Raw genomic sequence first — 16,541 nt, 5'->3', positions numbered from 1 at the left:
ATAGAGGACAACGAGGCCGCCTCGCTGGCGGCGACACGCCCGGGATGCCGGGCCTTTGCAGGTCTATCCAAAGGTCTATCGATGAGTGAACACAATCCTTACGCTTCCATGCACGCCACGACGATCATCACCGTCCGCAAGGACGGCAAGGTGGTCATGGCGGGCGATGGCCAGGTGAGCCTTGGCCAGACGGTGATGAAGGGCAATGCGCGCAAGGTGCGCCGTCTTGCCAAGGGCGACGTGATCGCCGGATTTGCCGGCGCCACCGCCGACGCCTTCACGCTGCTCGAGCGGCTTGAGGCCAAGCTCGAACAGTACCCCGACCAGCTGATGCGCGCCGCCGTCGAGCTTGCCAAGGACTGGCGGACCGACCGCTACCTGCGCCGCCTGGAGGCCATGATGCTGGTTGCCGACAAGTCCGTCACGCTGGCGCTCACCGGCAACGGCGACGTGCTGGAGCCCGAACACGGCACCATGGCGATCGGCTCCGGCGGCAACTATGCCTATGCCGCCGCCCGCGCGCTGATGGACACGGACAGGTCGGCCGAAGACATTGCGCGCCGCGCCATGCAGATTGCCGGCGACATCTGCGTCTATACCAACCACAATGTCGTGGTGGAGACGCTGGATGCCGCTTGATCCCGCCCGGATCGGCTTTTCTCCCGTGGGGGAGAAGCATTACCCGCTGCTTCTCGCGTGGCTGAACGAGCCGCATGTGCGGGAATGGTGGGGCGATCCCGACGAGGAAATCGGCTTCATCCGCGACATGGTGGAGGGCAGGGACACGACGCGTCCCTTCGTCATCACGCTCGACGGGGAGCCGGTCGGCTATATTCAAGTCTGGTTTCTCGGCCACCACCAGAACGAGGAATGGACGAAGGACAATCCCTGGCTCCTAGAGCTACCGCAGGAGGCCGTCGGCGTCGATCTGTCGATCGGCCACGCGGACAAACTTTCGCAGGGCATCGGCTCCGCGGCGCTCACCGCCTTCGTTGCCTATCTGCGTGGGCTCGGCCACGAGACCATCATCATCGACCCCGATCCCGCCAATACGCGCGCGGTTCGTGCCTATGCCAAGGCCGGCTTCCGGCCGGTTCCGCAACTGGAAGGCCGCACCGGCGCCGAGGCGCTGATCATGCAATTCGACCCGAAAGCGAACGAGACACCATGACCAACTTTTCCCCCCGCGAGATCGTCTCCGAACTCGACCGCTACATCATCGGCCAGCATGACGCCAAGCGCGCCGTCGCCATTGCGCTCCGCAACCGCTGGCGCCGCCACCAGCTGGAGCCGGACCTGCGCGACGAGGTGATGCCGAAGAACATCCTGATGATCGGCCCGACCGGCGTCGGCAAGACCGAGATTTCGAGGCGCCTGGCGAAGCTTGCCGGCGCGCCCTTCGTCAAGGTCGAGGCGACCAAGTTCACCGAGGTCGGCTATGTCGGCCGCGATGTCGAGCAGATCGTGCGCGACCTCGTCGAGGTCGGCATCGGCCTGGTGCGCGAGAAGAAGCGCGCCGAGGTGACCGCCAAAGCCCATATGAATGCCGAGGAACGGGTGCTCGATGCCCTCGTCGGCGCCACCGCCTCGCCGGCAACGCGCGATAGCTTCCGCAAGAAGCTTCGCAACAACGAGCTGGACGACAAGGAAATCGAGGTCGACGTCGCAGATAGCACGGGCGGCATGCCCGGCGGTTTCGAGATCCCCGGCATGCCGGGCGCCAATATCGGCGTGCTGAACCTCTCCGAAATGTTCGGCAAGGCGATGGGCGGCCGCACCAAGAAGGTGAAGACCACGGTCAAGGATAGCTACAAGATCCTGGTCGATGACGAATCCGACAAGCTGCTCGACAACGAGCAGATCCAGCGCGAGGCGATCCGCTCGGCGGAAAACGACGGCATCGTCTTCATCGACGAGATCGACAAGATCGCCGCGCGTGACGGCGGCATGGGCGCCGGCGTCTCCCGCGAAGGCGTGCAGCGCGACCTGCTGCCGCTGGTCGAAGGCACGACGGTCGCCACCAAGTACGGGCCGGTGAAGACGGACCACATCCTCTTCATCGCGTCGGGCGCCTTCCATGTCTCGAAGCCCTCGGACCTGCTGCCGGAACTCCAGGGCCGCCTGCCGATCCGCGTCGAGCTCAAGGCGCTGACCAAGGAGGACTTCCGCCGCATCCTGACGGAGACGGAGGCAAGCCTCATCCGCCAGTACAAGGCGCTGATGGAGACGGAAGGCGTCACGCTGGATTTCACCGAGGACGCGCTCGATGCGCTCGCCGACGTCGCCGTGCAGCTCAATTCCAGCGTCGAGAATATCGGCGCGCGCCGTCTCCAGACGGTGATGGAGCGGGTGCTCGACGAGATCTCCTTCGAGGCGCCGGACAAGCCGGGCAACAACCTCGTCATCGACGCGGAATATGTGCGCAAGCATGTCGGCGCGCTGGCGGCCAATACCGACCTCTCGCGCTACATTCTGTGACGTTTCGGCACCGGTGGCGGCAGATGCCGCCGCCGGTGCCGGATTTTTGACGGGAAGGGGCCTCGACAGCAACGGTGTCGCGGCCTAGGTCATTGCCACGCCTTGGCATCATTCCGACATCATTGCGTTGCATCGGTCTCGCGCCATTCGCCGATATTGTGATCAGACGGGAACCGGAACCGTGCGACAGCTCATCCCTGTGCTTGCCCTTGCAGCCACCCTTTTTGTCCAGAGCCAGACCGTGGCGCTGGCAATCGACGTGGTGCCGTCCGGCAACCGCAATGCCGAGCAGCCGAACATTCCGGGCGCCTCGGTGCGCCGCACCAAGGCGGGAAAGACCTCCTTCGATGCGAAATACGAGAAGGTGCGCGATCTTCTTGCCAATGACGGCGAGCTGACCGGCAAGATCAAGTCGGTGGCCGGCAAATATGGTATCGACCCCATCCACATGGTCGGCGCCATCGTCGGCGAGCACACCTACAATGTCGACGCCTATGACCGGCTGCAGAGCTATTATGTGAAGGCGGCGTCCTATACCGGCTCTTTCCGCTTCGCCTATGACGGCGAATCCGTCGCGGACTTTGTCGATCGCCCCGAATTCTCGAAATGCGCCGACAAGAAGGGCTCCTATTCGCTCTGGACCTGCCGTGAAACGGTGTGGAACCGGAGCTTCAAGGGTCGCACGGTCGGCGGAACGTCCTTCCCGAACAACCGCTTCAGCGCAGTGTTCTTCCAGCCCTTCTATGCCGGCCAGACCTTTGGCCTCGGCCAGATCAACCCGCTGACGGCGCTGACCCTGACCGACGACGTGGCGCGCATTTCCGGCTACGAGCGCCTCGACGAAGCCGATGCGGCCGGCGTCTACAAGGCCATCATGGATCCGGATATCTCGCTCGCCTATATGGCCGCCTCGATCCGCCGCTCGATCGACGCCTACAGGAAGATTGCCGGCGTCGACATTTCGAAGAACCCGGGCCTGACGGCGACGCTCTACAATATCGGCAACCCGGATGCCCGCGCCGCCACCTTCGCCGCCCGCCGCGCTTCGGGCGAGGCGACCTGGCCGGAAGAGAACTATTACGGCTGGCTGATCAACGACAAGCTGGAGGAGCTGCGCTCGCTGCTCTAACTTTCGCCTACCTGTCGGCCCAGTCTGTGCACGAGCCGAGCCCAAGGAGGCAGATCATGGACATGCGTCCCGAGCCGTTCGAACCGCCGGCGCCTATTCCGCGCACGGTGCCGCCGTCGAAGCTCGAGATCATCCGCACCGTGTTCCGCAATCCGCTGGAACTGTGGGGCGAGCCCTCCTATACGCTGCCCTGGATCATGACGAGTTTCTTCGGCGAGAAGACGCTGATCGTCAACGATCCCGGCCTCATCAAATACCTGCTCGTCGACAATGCCCAGAACTACAAGATGGCCGTGGTGCGCCAGCTCGTGCTGCGCCCGATCCTGCGCGACGGCCTGCTGACGGCCGAGGGCGCCGTGTGGCGGCGGTCGCGCAAGGCGGTCGCGCCGATCTTCACGCCGCGCCATGCCAAGGGTTTTGCCAGCCAGATGCTGGCGCAGTCTGAGAAATATGTCGAGAAATACGAGGGCGCCGACGGCATGGTCTTCGACATCGGCAACGACATGACGGAGCTTGCCTTCGCCATCCTCTCCGAAACGCTGTTTTCCGGCGAGATCGTCACATCGTCCAATAATTTCGCCGACGACGTGGACGATCTGCTGCACTCCATGGGCCGCGTCGATCCGATGGACCTCTTGCGCGCCCCCGCCTGGGTGCCGCGCATCACGCGGATCGGCGGCGCAAAAGTGCTCGGAAAATTCCGCCGCATCGTGCGCGATACGATGGAGATGCGGCAGAAGCGCATGGAGAGCGGTGCCGATAGTGCGCCGAACGATTTTCTCACGCTGCTCTTACGCGCGGCCGGGCCGGATGGGCTCAGCCTGGAGGAAATCGAGGACAATATCCTCACTTTCATCGGCGCCGGCCATGAGACGACCGCCCGCGCGCTCGCCTGGACGCTCTATTGCGTTTCCAACAGTCCGCATGTGCGCGACGCCATGGAAGCGGAGATCGACCAGGTGCTGGCGACGGGTGCTGATCCGGTGGAATGGCTGGAGCTGATGCCCTGGACGCGCGCCGCCTTCGAAGAGGCGATGCGGCTCTATCCGCCGGCCCCCTCGATCAACCGCGAGGCGATTTCCGACGACGTCTGGACGAGCCCGAAGGGCGAGCGGGTCGAGATCCCCAAGGATGTCACGATCCTCGTCATGCCCTGGACGTTGCACCGCCATTCGCTGCTCTGGCAGAAGCCGAGGGCCTTCATGCCGGAACGCTTCCTGCCGGAGAACCGCGACAGCATCCACCGTTTCCAGTACCTGCCCTTCGGTGCCGGCCCGCGCATCTGCATCGGCGCGACTTTCGCCATGCAGGAGGCGATCATCGCGCTCGGCGTGCTGATGCACCGCTTCCGCTTCGACATGACGGAGGATACGAAGCCCTGGCCGGTGCAGCGCCTGACGACGCAGCCGTCTAACGGACTGGCGTTGCGGGTGACGGCTCGTCGGCCCGCTTCTTGCCCTTCTTGATCGTCTTGATCGAGGCGCAGGTCGCGTCCGGGTTCTTGCAGGGCTGGTAGACGACGATCTCGCTGCCGCTGCCGTCGTCCCAGACGGCCTGCACGGCGATCGTCTGCGCCTCGCCGGGCTTCAGGCCGAGATAGAGCCAGTTCTGGCTATCGTCCGACGGCAGGTTGAAGGGCAGTTCCGGATCGCATTTGGCGAGCGGAAAACGCTGGTCGAGCGTTTCGGAATTGATCGAATAGCGGATTTCCGAGAGCCGGCAATGCATGGTCTGCAACGCCGTGAAATAAATGAGCTGCTGGTCGGCGAAGTTGCGGAACTGCACCCAGCCCGTCTGCTTGTTGGCATCCAGCATCGCCTTGTAGATCGAAACGGCCGGAATCTGCGCCTCGTACTGCTCTTCGTCCTCTTCCTGGGCGAGCGCCGGCAGGCTGCCGGCAAGAAGGGCCGCACCGAGAAGAAGCGCCGCGGCAAGCGGCTTTCGGCTGGAGAAATCGATCACTTGCAAGCTCCCCGTTCTTTCACCGCATGTCGCCGGTGGAATGGTGGCAATTGGTTCGGACATGCAATAACACCATTCTAGGCCGCTTTGAAAAGGCCTGGCAGGAAGTCCGGAAGAATTCTCGTGGCAGACCAGTTGTTACTCGGCATCGATACCGGCGGCACCTATACCGATGCCGTGCTCTACAGTGAAACAAGGGGCGTCATCGCCCGCGCCAAGGCGCTGACCACGCGCCACGACCTTTCGGTCGGCATTTCCGGCGCGGTGGAAGCGGTGCTGGCCGAGGCGAAGGCCCCGGTTTCCGCCATCGGCCTCGTGTCGCTGTCGACGACGCTCGCCACCAATGCGCTGGTCGAAGGCCAGGGCGGTCGCGCCGGCCTGGTGATGATCGGCTTCGGCCCGGAGGACCTGAAACGCGACGGGCTTGCCGATGCGCTCGGCAACGATCCGGTGCTGTTCTTGCCCGGCGGCCACAATGTGCACGGCAACGAGACGCCGCTCGACATGACGGCGTTGGACGAAGCCCTGCCGACCCTCTCGCAGAATGTCTCCTCCTTCGCCGTCGCCGGTTATTTCGCCGTGCGCAACCCGGCGCATGAAGTGCGGGTACGCGACCGCATCCGCGCCGTGTCGCACCTGCCCGTCACCTGCAGCCACGAACTCTCCTCCAAGCTCGGCGGCCCGCGCCGCGCGCTGACGACCCTGCTCAATGCCCGCCTCGTCTCGATGATCGACCGGCTGATCGGTGCCTGCGAGGATTATCTGGAACGCCGCGGCATCCATGTGCCGATGATGGTGGTGCGCGGCGACGGCGCGCTGATCTCGGCGGCCGAAGCGCGGCTCCGCCCGATCGAGACGATCCTCTCCGGCCCGGCCGCAAGCCTCGTCGGCGCGCGGCACCTGACGGGCCTTGACGACGCCGTCGTCTCCGATATCGGCGGTACGACGACGGATGTCGCGGTGCTCGACAAGGGCCGGCCGAAGCTCGACGCGGAGGGCGCCGTCGTCGGCGGCTACCGCACCATGGTCGAGGCGGTCGCCATGCGGACCTTCGGGCTCGGCGGCGATTCGGAGGTGCGCATCAACGATCGAGGGCTGAAGGCGAAGATCGATCTCGGCCCGCGCCGCTTCCTGCCCTTGAGCCTCGCTTCTGCGTTGCATCCCGACGCGATCATCCCCGTGCTGGAGCGCCAGCTGCGGACGCCGCATATGGGCCGCCACGACGGGCGTTTTGCCGTGCGCACCGGCGTGCCGGAGCGGCTGGCGAGTGGCCTCCAGCCGCAGGAACAGGCGCTTTACGAAAAGATCGGCGCGGTGCCGCTGCCGCTCGACGGGCTGCTCGTCACCACGCTGCAAAAGGCGACGCTCGACCGGCTGGTCGCCCGCGGCCTCGTGCATCTCTGCGGCATCACGCCGTCGGATGCCATGCATGTGCTCGGCGGCCAGGGCCAGTGGGACGCCGCCGCCGCCCGCCTCGGCCTGGAGCTTGCCGCGCGCACCAAGGACGGCACCGGCCGGCCGATCGCCGAAAGCCCGGAGGTTCTGGCACGCCTGCTGGTCGATCGGCTCACCCGCCAGTCGGCGGATGTCATTCTCTCCGCCTGCCTTGCCGATGACGGGGCGGCGATCGATCCGGCCAATTCCATCTCCATCGACCGCGCGCTGCATCGCGCCCCCGGCATCGTGAAATTCCGCATCGCGCTCGACCGGCCGCTCGTCGGCCTCGGGGCGTCTGCGCCGGTCTATTATCCGGATATCGCCGAGATGCTCGGCGCGCAGTCCTCCATTCCGGCCGATGCCGGCGTGGCGAATGCCGTCGGTGCGGTCGTCGGCCAGGTGCGCACGGTCGTGACGGTCTTCGTCACCATGCCGGACGAGGGCATCTTCATCGTCAATGGTGCGGGCGAAAGCGTGCGCCTCATCGACGAGGCTGCCGCCTTCTCGCTTGCCAAGGAACGGGCGATGACGGCGGCGCTGCATGCCGCCCGGGCCAATGGCGCGGACGAGCCGGTGGTGACGCTCGGCGAGGAGATCGACGCGCCCGAGGTGGAGGGCAACCGCAAGCTCGTCGAGGCGCGTTTTACCGCCACGGCAAGCGGCCGGCCGCGCATCGCGGAAGAGGCGTGAAACGGCCCAAAGGTATGATTTTATCCGATCGGGAATAAATTCTTTATGTCATTGCCGAATTGACTATGAATGAAAGCTCCGGAAAGTGACAGCATTCGGGATACTCCCCCATCGTCCCGTCATTCGGAGCCTTTTCAGATGACTTATACCGACAAAGCCGGTCTTTCGATCGACAGCGCCCTTCACGACTTCATCGTCACGGAGGCCCTTCCCGGCACGGGCGTGGACGCAGAACGCTTCTTTGCCGATTTCTCCGCCATCGTGCATGACCTCGCGCCGGAAAACCGCGCGCTGCTGGCAAAACGCGATGCGCTTCAGGAGAAGATCGACGCCTGGTATCGCGAAAACGGTGCGCCGTCGGACATGGCGGTCTATGAAGCCTTCCTGCGCGAGATCGGTTACCTGCTGCCGGAGGGCGGCGAATTCCAGGTGACGACGGAAAACGTCGATCCGGAAATCGCCAGCCTCGCCGGCCCGCAGCTCGTCGTGCCCGTCATGAATGCGCGCTACGCGCTGAACGCCGCCAATGCGCGCTGGGGCTCGCTCTATGACGCGCTCTACGGCACGGATGTCATCCCGGAAACGGACGGCGCGGAAAAGGGCAAGGGCTACAATCCGAAACGCGGCGAAAAAGTCATCGCCTGGGCCAAGGCGTTCCTCGACGAAGCCGCACCGCTCGCCGACGCCCGCTGGGCCGATATCACCGGCATCGAAGCCGGCGCGGAACTGCATCTCAAGGCAGGTGACCGTGCCGTCTCGCTGAAGCGCCCGGAGCAATATGCCGGCCATGCGGAGCACGAGGACTGGCGCCACGTGCTTCTCAAGAACAACGGTCTCGGCATCGAGATCCTCGTCAACCGCGACTGGGAGATCGGCAAGACCGATCCGGCCGGCATTGCCGGCGTCAACATCGAAGCCGCGCTGACGACGATCATGGATTGCGAGGATTCGGTCGCCGCCGTCGATGCCGAGGACAAGGTCCTCGTCTATCGCAACTGGCTCGGCCTGATGAAGGGCGACCTGAAGGAAAACGTCCGGAAGGGCGGCGAGACGATCGAGCGCAAGCTCTACAGCGATTTCACCTATACGGCGCCGGATGGCGCACCCTTCGAAGTAAAATGCCGCTCGCTAATGCTGGTGCGCAATGTCGGCCACCTGATGACCAATCCGGCGATCCGCGACCGCGATGGCAATGAGGTGCCGGAAGGCATCATGGACGCGATGGTGACGGCGCTGATCGCGCTGCACGACATCGGCCCGAACGGCCGCCGCAAGAATTCGCGCGAAGGTTCGATGTATGTCGTCAAGCCGAAGATGCACGGGCCGGAAGAGGTCGCCTTCGCGTCGAAGCTGTTCGGCCGCGTCGAGGCCGCCGTCGGCATGGCGCCGAACACCATGAAGATGGGCATCATGGACGAGGAGCGTCGCACGACGATCAACCTCAAGGAAGCGATCCGCGCCGCCAAGGAGCGCGTCGTCTTCATCAATACCGGCTTCCTCGACCGCACCGGCGACGAGATCCACACCTCGATGGAAGCAGGCCCGATGATCCGCAAGGGTGACATGAAGCAGGCCGCCTGGATCGGTGCCTACGAGAACTGGAACGTCGATATCGGCCTGGAATGCGGCCTGTCCGGCCATGCGCAGATCGGCAAGGGCATGTGGGCCATGCCGGACCTGATGGCCGCCATGCTGGAGCAGAAGATCGCCCACCCGAAGGCCGGCGCCAACACCGCTTGGGTGCCGTCGCCGACGGCGGCGACGCTGCATGCCACGCACTATCACAAGGTCAATGTCGCCGAGGTGCAGGCGGCGCTCCGGTCACGCCCGCGGGCAAAACTCTCGGATATCCTCTCGGTGCCGGTCGCCGTGCGGCCGAACTGGACGCCGGAGGAGATCCAGCGCGAGCTCGACAACAATGCGCAGGGCATCCTCGGTTACGTCGTGCGCTGGGTCGACCAGGGTGTCGGCTGCTCCAAGGTGCCGGACATCAACAATGTCGGCCTGATGGAAGACCGCGCCACGCTGCGCATCTCCGCCCAGCACATGGCGAACTGGCTGCACCACGGCGTGGTGACGGAGGCGCAGATCGTCGAGACGATGCAGCGCATGGCCGCGGTTGTCGACGGGCAGAATGAAGGCGACCCGCTCTACCAGCCGATGGCCGGCAATTTCGACGGCTCGATCGCCTTCCAGGCGGCACTGGAACTCGTGCTCAAGGGCCGCGAGCAGCCGAACGGCTATACCGAGCCGGTCCTGCACCGCCGCCGTCTCGAACTGAAGGCCGCAAACGCCTGATAAAATGGGCCTGGTAAAATAAAAAGAAGCCGCCGGATCGCTCCGGCGGCTTCTTCCTTAAGCGGATTTTTTCCGCTTACTGCTGGACGACGACGCGGGCACCCTGGCCGGGACGCACGCGCTTGTAGAGGTCGATGATGTCCTGGTTCATCAGGCGAATGCAGCCGGACGATGCGGCCGTGCCGATGGAGGCCCATTCCGGCGTGCCGTGCAGGCGGAACAGCGTGTCCTGGCCCTTCTCGTTGAAGAGATAGAGCGCGCGCGCGCCGAGCGGGTTCTTGAGGCCCGGTCCCATGCCGTCCTTGACGTAGCGCGCGACGTCGGGCTTGCGGTCGGCCATTTCCTGCGGCGGATGCCAGGTCGGCCATTCCTGTTTCCAGGCAATGTAGGCCTCGCCCTTCCAGGCAAAGCCCGACTTGCCGACGCCGATGCCGTAGCGCACGGCCTTGCCGCCGGGCAGCACGTAATAGAGGAAGCGGTTCGGCGTATTGACGATGATCGTGCCGGGCTTTTCCTTCGTCGCGTAATCGACGATCTGCCGGTGGAACTTGGTGTTCACGCGAGCGATCGGGATCGCCGGCAGAGCATAGCCGTTGTCCTCAACAGGGCCATAATCCGCGGTAAAGATAGCATTGGTTGCCACCTTTTCGCCCGGAAGGGACGTGGAGGAGGAGCATCCGGCGAGCGTGACGGCTGCTGCGAGGCCGCACAGAAGGAGGGCATTGCGGAAGCGCATGTGATTCTCTTAAATAGGGATTAAGAAGTTCCGAGACGCGGAACTTTTATCGACTATGGTTTATTTTCGATTAAACCTGTCAATGCAAGTCTGCACGCTCCAGTGCGGGCTCCAGGCAAAGCAAAAAGACGGGTGATTGTTTTTTTGCAACAATAGTGCCCGTCTACCCGCCGCTTTCGCCGCATCCGTGCCATGCCAAGCACGCCTGCGCGGCCCGTTCAATGGTCTTCTCGTCCGCTGGCCCGAAGCCGCACAGGAACCACCGGGCGCAGTTAACGGAGTCTTCCCGGAGCTGCGAATCAGGAGGCCGCCTTAACTTTTTCTCCCGCCGCAGAACCCGTCGGCCCGATTTCGCGATAAAATGCGATTCGCCGAGGTTGGACCCCATGACGATCGTCTCCATTCACAACGACAATCCGCTGCTCGACGGCCGCCAGTCGGACCGCGCCATGATGGTGCGCCGCGGCGTGCAGCGCATGCTGACGGAGATGCGCCATGCGGTGCTGCCCGAGCTGACGCTTGCCAGCGGCCGCCGCGCCGATCTGATCAGCCTGTCCGACAAGGGCGAGATCTGGATCGTCGAGATCAAGACGTCGATCGAGGATTTCAAGGTCGACCGCAAATGGCCGGATTACCGCCGCCATTGCGACCGGCTGTTCTTCGCCACCCACAAGGAGGTGCCGCTCGACATCTTCCCTGAGGATTGCGGCCTGATCCTGTCGGACGGTTACGGCGCGCATATGCTGCGCGAGGCGCCGGAACACCGCCTGCCGCCGCCGACGCGAAAGTCCGTGACCTTCGCCTTCGCCCGCGTCGCCGCCGGCCGCCTGCTGCTGGCGGAGTTTTCCATGGATGCCCGGCGCGACGGGCCGGACATGTCCGCGATCGTCTCGGGACGGCGCGACGAGCCCGCTTGAGGGTTACTTCGGCGCGCGCTTCGCCAGGATACGCTGGAGCGTGCGGCGGTGCATGTTGAGGCGGCGCGCCGTCTCCGAAACGTTGCGGTCGCACATTTCATAGACGCGCTGGATATGTTCCCAGCGCACGCGATCCGCCGACATCGGGTTTTCCGGCAGTTCCACCCGCTCGCCCGGCCGCTGCGTCAGCGCGGCGAAGATGTCGTCGGCGTCCGCAGGCTTGGCGAGATAGTCGACCGCGCCGAGCTTCACCGCGTTCACGGCGGTGGCGATATTGCCGTAGCCGGTCAGCATGATGATGCGCGTGTCGTCGCGGCGCTGGCGGATGGCGGCGATCACGTCGAGGCCGCTACCGTCGCCGAGCCTCAGATCGACCACCGCATATTTCGGCGGGTTGGTCTTGGCCTTGGCGATGCCCTCCGCCACCGATTCGGCGGTGTCCACGGTAAAGCCGCGCGTCTCCATGGCGCGCGCGAGGCGGCGCAGGAACGGGCCGTCGTCATCGACGACGAGAAGCGAAGGGTCCGGCCCGATATCGTCGGTCGCCGTGATGGGTGTATCGCTGTTTTCTGCCATTTTTCGTCTTCCAGGGCCGATTTTCGTCCATTCTTGATCAGGATCAGCTTATCACCCGTAAGATGAGGCGGGTAAAGTCATTTTGCACCCTTTGCCTCCATGCGCGCCCGCGGCCAATCGACCGACACGCGCGCGCCCGGCCGGTCGCCGGTGCGGTTGCCGAAGGTCAATTTGGCGCCCGAGCGTTCGAGCAGCGTCTTGGCGATGAACAGGCCGAGGCCCAGCCCGCCGGCCCGCTCGTCGCGCTGGCGCTTGGTGACATAGGGATCGCCGATGCGCTGGAGAATATCCGCCGCATAACCGTCGCCGTCGTCCTCAATGACGATCGTCACCCGCTCCGCCGTATGGCTGACGGTGATTGTCACCTCCTCGCGTGCATGGTCGACGGCGTTTTCCAGAAGATTGCCGAGGCCATAGAGGATGCCGGGGTTGCGGTTGCCGACCGGCTCGCTCGCCCGCTCGCCGTTTTCCACCAGGTTGAGCCGGATGCCGAATTCGCGATGCGGCGCCAGCACCTCTTCCAGAAGCGAGGACAGCGGCAGCACCCGCATATGCGCCTCGTCCTCGGCCGAAAGCGTGGTGAGCCGGCGGAGAATGTCGCGGCAGCGCTCGCTCTGGCTGCGCAACAGCTGCACATCCTCGCGAAACCGGTCGTCCGTGCCGAGCTCGCGCTCCATCTCGCGCGCCACGACGCTGATCGTGGCGAGCGGCGTGCCCAGTTCATGCGCCGCTGCTGCTGCGAGGCCATCAAGCTGCGACAGGTGCTTTTCGCGCTGGAGGATGAGCTCGGTCGCCGCCAGCGCATCCGAAAGCTCGGCCGCTTCGCGTGAGACGCGATAGGAATAGAAGGCGGCAAAGGCCGTGGTCGAGACAATGGCGAACCACAGGCCGGCCGTCAGGATCGGCGGAACGATGAGCACGGTGCCGGGAAACCACGGCAGCGGAAACGGCGTGAAGGCCATCGCCGTGATGCCGAACACCGAGAGCAGCCCGAGCGGCAGGCTGAAGCGGATCGGCTGCAGCGAGGACGAGATGATGACGGGCACGCAGACGAGCGGCGCAAAGGGATTGGCAAGCCCGCCGGTGATGAAAAGCAGCGCGGTCAGCTGGCAGAGATCGAAGGCGAGCAGCAGGAAGGCCGATGCCGGCGTCAGCCGGTGCGCCGGCGGAAAGCGCACCGCCAGGAAAAAGTTCACCGCCGCCAGGAGCGCGATCAGCACGGAGGCCGGCAGCAGCGGCAGCGGAAATTCGAGCCACAGCCCGACGACGATGACGGTGATCGACTGCCCGGCCACCGCCAGCCAGCGCAGCCGGATGATCGTCTCGAGGCGCAGGCGCCGGCCGGAGCCCTCGAAGTCGATATCCTGATAGAATGCCATCCCGCCGTCCTTTCCATGCTTTAGGTTTTTGTTTTTGCCGCATTATCCGACGCCGAAGCGATGCCGCTTCGGCTGGAAATGCTCTATCACGTGCCGCGCGGCTTGACGCGCGTCGTCGGCATGGCCTCGGCGGGGTCCTCCGGCCAGGGATGCCTGGGATAGCGCCCGCGCATGTCCGCGCGCACGTCCCGCCAGGAGCCCGCCCAGAAGCCGGGAAGGTCGCGCGTCGTCTGGATCAGCCGGTGCGCCGGCGATTGCAATTCGAGAAGCAGCGGCAGCCGCCCGCCCGCGACGGAAGGATGCTGCTTCAGCCCGAACAGTTCCTGCACGCGGATCGCCAGGACAGGCTCGTCGCCATCGTAGCGGATCGGGTGGCGCTGGCCGGTCGGCGCCTCGAAATGGGTGGGCGCCAGCCGCGCGAGATCGCGTTGCACCTCATAGGGCACCAGCGCCATCAGCCCGTCCTGAAGCCGTGCGGAGGAAATTTCGTCGATGCCGCGCGCCGTTTCCTGGAACGGCACGAACCAGGTTTCGAGCGCGGCGAGCAGCGCGTCGTCGCTTGTATTAGGCCAGGGTTCGCCGATCGAGCGATGCAGGAAGCCGATTCGATCGCGCAATTGCGCCGCCTCGCGGGAAAACGGCAGGACCTGGAGGCCGAGCTGGCGAACACCGTCGGCAAGCGCCAGCGCCGCCTTCGGCCCGCTCGGCCGGGGAAGGGGCGTCTCCTCAAGGATCATCGCGCCGAGCCGAACCACTTTTCGCGCCCGCACCTGCCGGCTGGGGCGGTCGAAGACGCACTGGTCCTCGCGCACGATCTTTTCCGCGAGCCCGGCTTCCACCTCGGCGCGGTCGATTTCGGCCGCGGCGAGAATGCGCTGGCGCCCGGCCTGCCCGGTCAGGTCGGCCACCACGATCATCTCCGCGCCGGCAAGCCGCTCGGTCTCCGGCAGCTCGGCGCCGCGTCCATTGGCCATGACGAACCGCCCCCGGCCGCCCCGTTGCAGGGCGACCCGGTCCGGAAAAGCATGCAGCAGCAGCGCGCCCGGCATGCTCGCCGCACTCCTCGTGGCCTTGCCGAAACCGTCCGCCATGCGCTGCGCCAGCCGCCGCGCGGCCTCCGCCCGTTCGCCCCGCTCGTTGGAAAAGCGCCGCAAGCGCTCCTCGATGTCGATGGCAGGGCCGCCGAGCCCCTGTTCGGTGAGCAGCACGGCAAGCCGCGCCGCCGGCACCTGTTCGCCATCCTGCGCCGCATGCAGGATCATCGCAGCCAGCCGCGGCGGCAGCGCCAACTCACGGATGCGCTTGCCGGCCGGCGTCAGCGCGCCGGTGTCGTCGAGCGCGCCGAGCAGGCGCAGCAGGTTGCGCGCCTCCTCCACCGCCGCTGCGGGCGGCTGGTCGACAAGGCGAAGCGCGGCGGGATCGCTCACCCCCCAATGGGCGAGGTCGAGCATGAAGCCGGAAAGGTCGCTCGAAAGGATCTGCGGCGGCGTAAAGGCCGGCAGCGCCGCCGTCTGCCCGGCATGCCACAGCCGGATCGCGATGCCCGGTTCCGTTCGCCCGGCGCGCCCGGCGCGCTGGTCGGTGGAAGCGCGCGACACGCGCACCGTCTCCAGCCGCGTGATGCCGGTCGCCGCCTCGAAGACCGGCAGGCGCTGGAGGCCGCTGTCGATGACGATGCGCACGCCGTCGATGGTGATCGAGGTTTCGGCAATCGACGTCGCCAGCACGATCTTTCGCATGCCGGCAGAGGTGGGCTGGATCGCGGCGTCCTGTTCCTTCTGGCTCAGGTTGCCGAAGAGCGGCACCACCGTCGTCTCCGCCCCGAACCGGCCGTCGAGCCGTTCCGCCGTGCGGGTGATTTCTGCCTGCCCCGGGAGGAAGGCGAGGATCGAGCCGCTCTCCTGGCGATGCGCCTCTATAATGGCGCGCGCCATACTATCCTCTATGCGCTCGCCGGCCGGCCGGTCCTGATAGCGGACGTCCACGGGAAAGGCGCGCCCCTCGCTGACGATCGCGGGTGGATGGTCGAGCAGCGCCGACACCCGCTCCACATCCAGCGTCGCCGACATGACGAGGATGCGCAGGTCCTCGCGCAGCGCCGCCTGCACGTCGAGCGCCAGCGCCAGGCCGAAATCCGCATCGAGCGAGCGCTCATGGAATTCGTCGAAAAGCACGGCGGCGATACCCGGCAATTCCGGATCGTCGAGGATCATGCGGGCGAAAACGCCTTCGGTCACCACCTCTATACGCGTCTTGGCGGAAATGCGGTTGTCGAGCCGCATGCGGTAGCCGACCGTGTCGCCGACTCGCTCGCCGAGAAGCGCGGCCATGCGGCCTGCCGCCGCGCGCGCCGCCAGCCGACGCGGTTCGAGCAGGATGATCCGCCCGTCATTCCGCCAGGCCTCGCCAAGAAGGAAGAGCGGCACCAGCGTCGTCTTGCCGGCGCCGGGCGGCGCGGAGAGCACCGCGCGCGTCCCCGCGGCAAGCGCTGCGCCGAGCGCAGGCAGCGCCTCGGTGACGGGCAGGCGCGGTAGCGTATCGATGACCGACGCCATTCCTAGAGAAACCCGTCGGTGAAAGTGGCGCCTATATAGAGGGCGGACATGCGTCTCTCCGGTCTCGTTTCCCTGCCTGAATAGCCCGCCGGCGGTGCCGAGAGAAGAGGCACATAAAGGCCGCGCGGGGAGCCGGAACGTCCGTCATGGTTTTGTCATGCGGTTTTACCGTTTGGACAAGATTTTTGCCGGTGTTTCGGTGCCGCCAAGACCATCGAGACGTTAACCAAACGAGAAACCTCTATCTTTTCAACACGTTGTCACTTTTTTGATTTTTCTTGTTTTGAGCTGTTGACGATCTCATGTGGGTGGGCTTATAACCCGCTCATCGAACGAGAGCGGCGGCGCTTCTGGCGGCCGACGAACTCGCTCCAAGGTTTCCTG

At 65.4% G+C, this 16,541-nt stretch carries 13 protein-coding genes; 8 read left to right on the top strand and 5 right to left on the bottom strand.

Features of this window, described 5'->3' with window-relative positions:
• Nucleotides 1–81: 81 nt before the first annotated feature.
• The 5 genes from hslV (at nt 82) to AC1Q6Z_RS16820 (ending at nt 5,073) form a co-directional block, all read left to right on the top strand.
• Entirely contained in the window at nt 82–639 is a 558-nt protein-coding gene (gene hslV / locus AC1Q6Z_RS16840; RefSeq protein WP_256120406.1) for an ATP-dependent protease subunit HslV, read from the top strand.
• Nucleotides 629–1,171 (top strand): GNAT family N-acetyltransferase, encoded by a 543-nt coding sequence (locus tag AC1Q6Z_RS16835; protein ID WP_492648634.1) that lies wholly within the window; start codon nt 629–631, stop codon nt 1,169–1,171. Before hslV ends, AC1Q6Z_RS16835 begins: the two co-directional genes overlap by 11 nt.
• Nucleotides 1,168–2,478 carry an ATP-dependent protease ATPase subunit HslU gene (gene hslU, locus AC1Q6Z_RS16830; protein ID WP_256120404.1) on the top strand — a complete coding sequence of 437 codons (1,311 nt, stop codon included), beginning with the start codon at nt 1,168–1,170 and terminating at the stop codon, nt 2,476–2,478. The genes AC1Q6Z_RS16835 and hslU overlap by 4 nt, the downstream gene beginning before the upstream one ends.
• A gap of 193 nt (nt 2,479–2,671) precedes the next feature.
• Nucleotides 2,672–3,607, top strand: coding sequence for a DUF1402 family protein (locus tag AC1Q6Z_RS16825; RefSeq protein WP_492648816.1), 936 nt, complete (start codon nt 2,672–2,674; stop codon nt 3,605–3,607).
• Between the two features lie 56 nt (nt 3,608–3,663).
• Nucleotides 3,664–5,073, top strand: coding sequence for a cytochrome P450 (locus tag AC1Q6Z_RS16820; protein WP_492648633.1), 1,410 nt, complete (start codon nt 3,664–3,666; stop codon nt 5,071–5,073).
• Here AC1Q6Z_RS16820 and AC1Q6Z_RS16815 read toward each other — a convergent pair.
• Entirely contained in the window at nt 5,018–5,569 is a 552-nt protein-coding gene (locus AC1Q6Z_RS16815) for a hypothetical protein (RefSeq protein WP_492648632.1), read from the bottom strand. The two genes, AC1Q6Z_RS16820 and AC1Q6Z_RS16815, sit on opposite strands and share 56 nt — an antisense overlap.
• Nucleotides 5,570–5,692: 123 nt before the next feature.
• On the opposite strand from AC1Q6Z_RS16815, the gene AC1Q6Z_RS16810 reads away from it, so the two are divergent.
• Nucleotides 5,693–7,696 (top strand): hydantoinase/oxoprolinase N-terminal domain-containing protein, encoded by a 2,004-nt coding sequence (locus AC1Q6Z_RS16810; RefSeq protein ID WP_492648631.1) that lies wholly within the window; start codon nt 5,693–5,695, stop codon nt 7,694–7,696.
• Nucleotides 7,697–7,834: 138 nt separating this feature from the next.
• Complete coding sequence (locus AC1Q6Z_RS16805) at nt 7,835–9,994, top strand: malate synthase G (protein ID WP_492648630.1); 2,160 nt, start codon at nt 7,835–7,837, stop codon at nt 9,992–9,994.
• Between the two features lie 76 nt (nt 9,995–10,070).
• Here the strand turns inward: AC1Q6Z_RS16805 and AC1Q6Z_RS16800 are convergent, their stop codons facing one another.
• Nucleotides 10,071–10,730 carry a L,D-transpeptidase gene (locus tag AC1Q6Z_RS16800; protein WP_256120399.1) on the bottom strand — a complete coding sequence of 220 codons (660 nt, stop codon included), beginning with the start codon at nt 10,728–10,730 and terminating at the stop codon, nt 10,071–10,073.
• Nucleotides 10,731–11,116: 386 nt separating this feature from the next.
• Here AC1Q6Z_RS16800 and AC1Q6Z_RS16795 point away from each other — a divergent pair, with 386 nt between their 5' ends.
• Entirely contained in the window at nt 11,117–11,647 is a 531-nt protein-coding gene (locus AC1Q6Z_RS16795) for an MmcB family DNA repair protein (protein ID WP_327505924.1), read from the top strand.
• A gap of 3 nt (nt 11,648–11,650) precedes the next feature.
• Here the strand turns inward: AC1Q6Z_RS16795 and AC1Q6Z_RS16790 are convergent, their stop codons facing one another.
• From AC1Q6Z_RS16790 to hrpB, 3 genes are all read right to left on the bottom strand, one after another.
• Nucleotides 11,651–12,223 carry an ActR/PrrA/RegA family redox response regulator transcription factor gene (locus tag AC1Q6Z_RS16790; RefSeq protein ID WP_256120397.1) on the bottom strand — a complete coding sequence of 191 codons (573 nt, stop codon included), beginning with the start codon at nt 12,221–12,223 and terminating at the stop codon, nt 11,651–11,653.
• 77 nt (nt 12,224–12,300) lie between these two features.
• Nucleotides 12,301–13,602, bottom strand: a complete 1,302-nt coding sequence (locus AC1Q6Z_RS16785; protein WP_492648629.1) for an ActS/PrrB/RegB family redox-sensitive histidine kinase — start codon at nt 13,600–13,602, stop codon at nt 12,301–12,303.
• Nucleotides 13,603–13,688: 86 nt separating this feature from the next.
• The gene (gene hrpB / locus AC1Q6Z_RS16780; RefSeq protein ID WP_492648628.1) at nt 13,689–16,157 is read right to left on the bottom strand and encodes an ATP-dependent helicase HrpB; all 2,469 of its coding nucleotides are present in this window, start codon (nt 16,155–16,157) and stop codon (nt 13,689–13,691) included.
• Between the last annotated feature and the right edge of the window lie 384 nt (nt 16,158–16,541).

Source organism: Shinella sp. GW835-FHT14H05 (assembly GCF_058793575.1).
The sequence above is the reverse complement of the archived record's forward strand: the minus strand, read 5'-3'. Positions and strand labels throughout refer to the sequence as shown.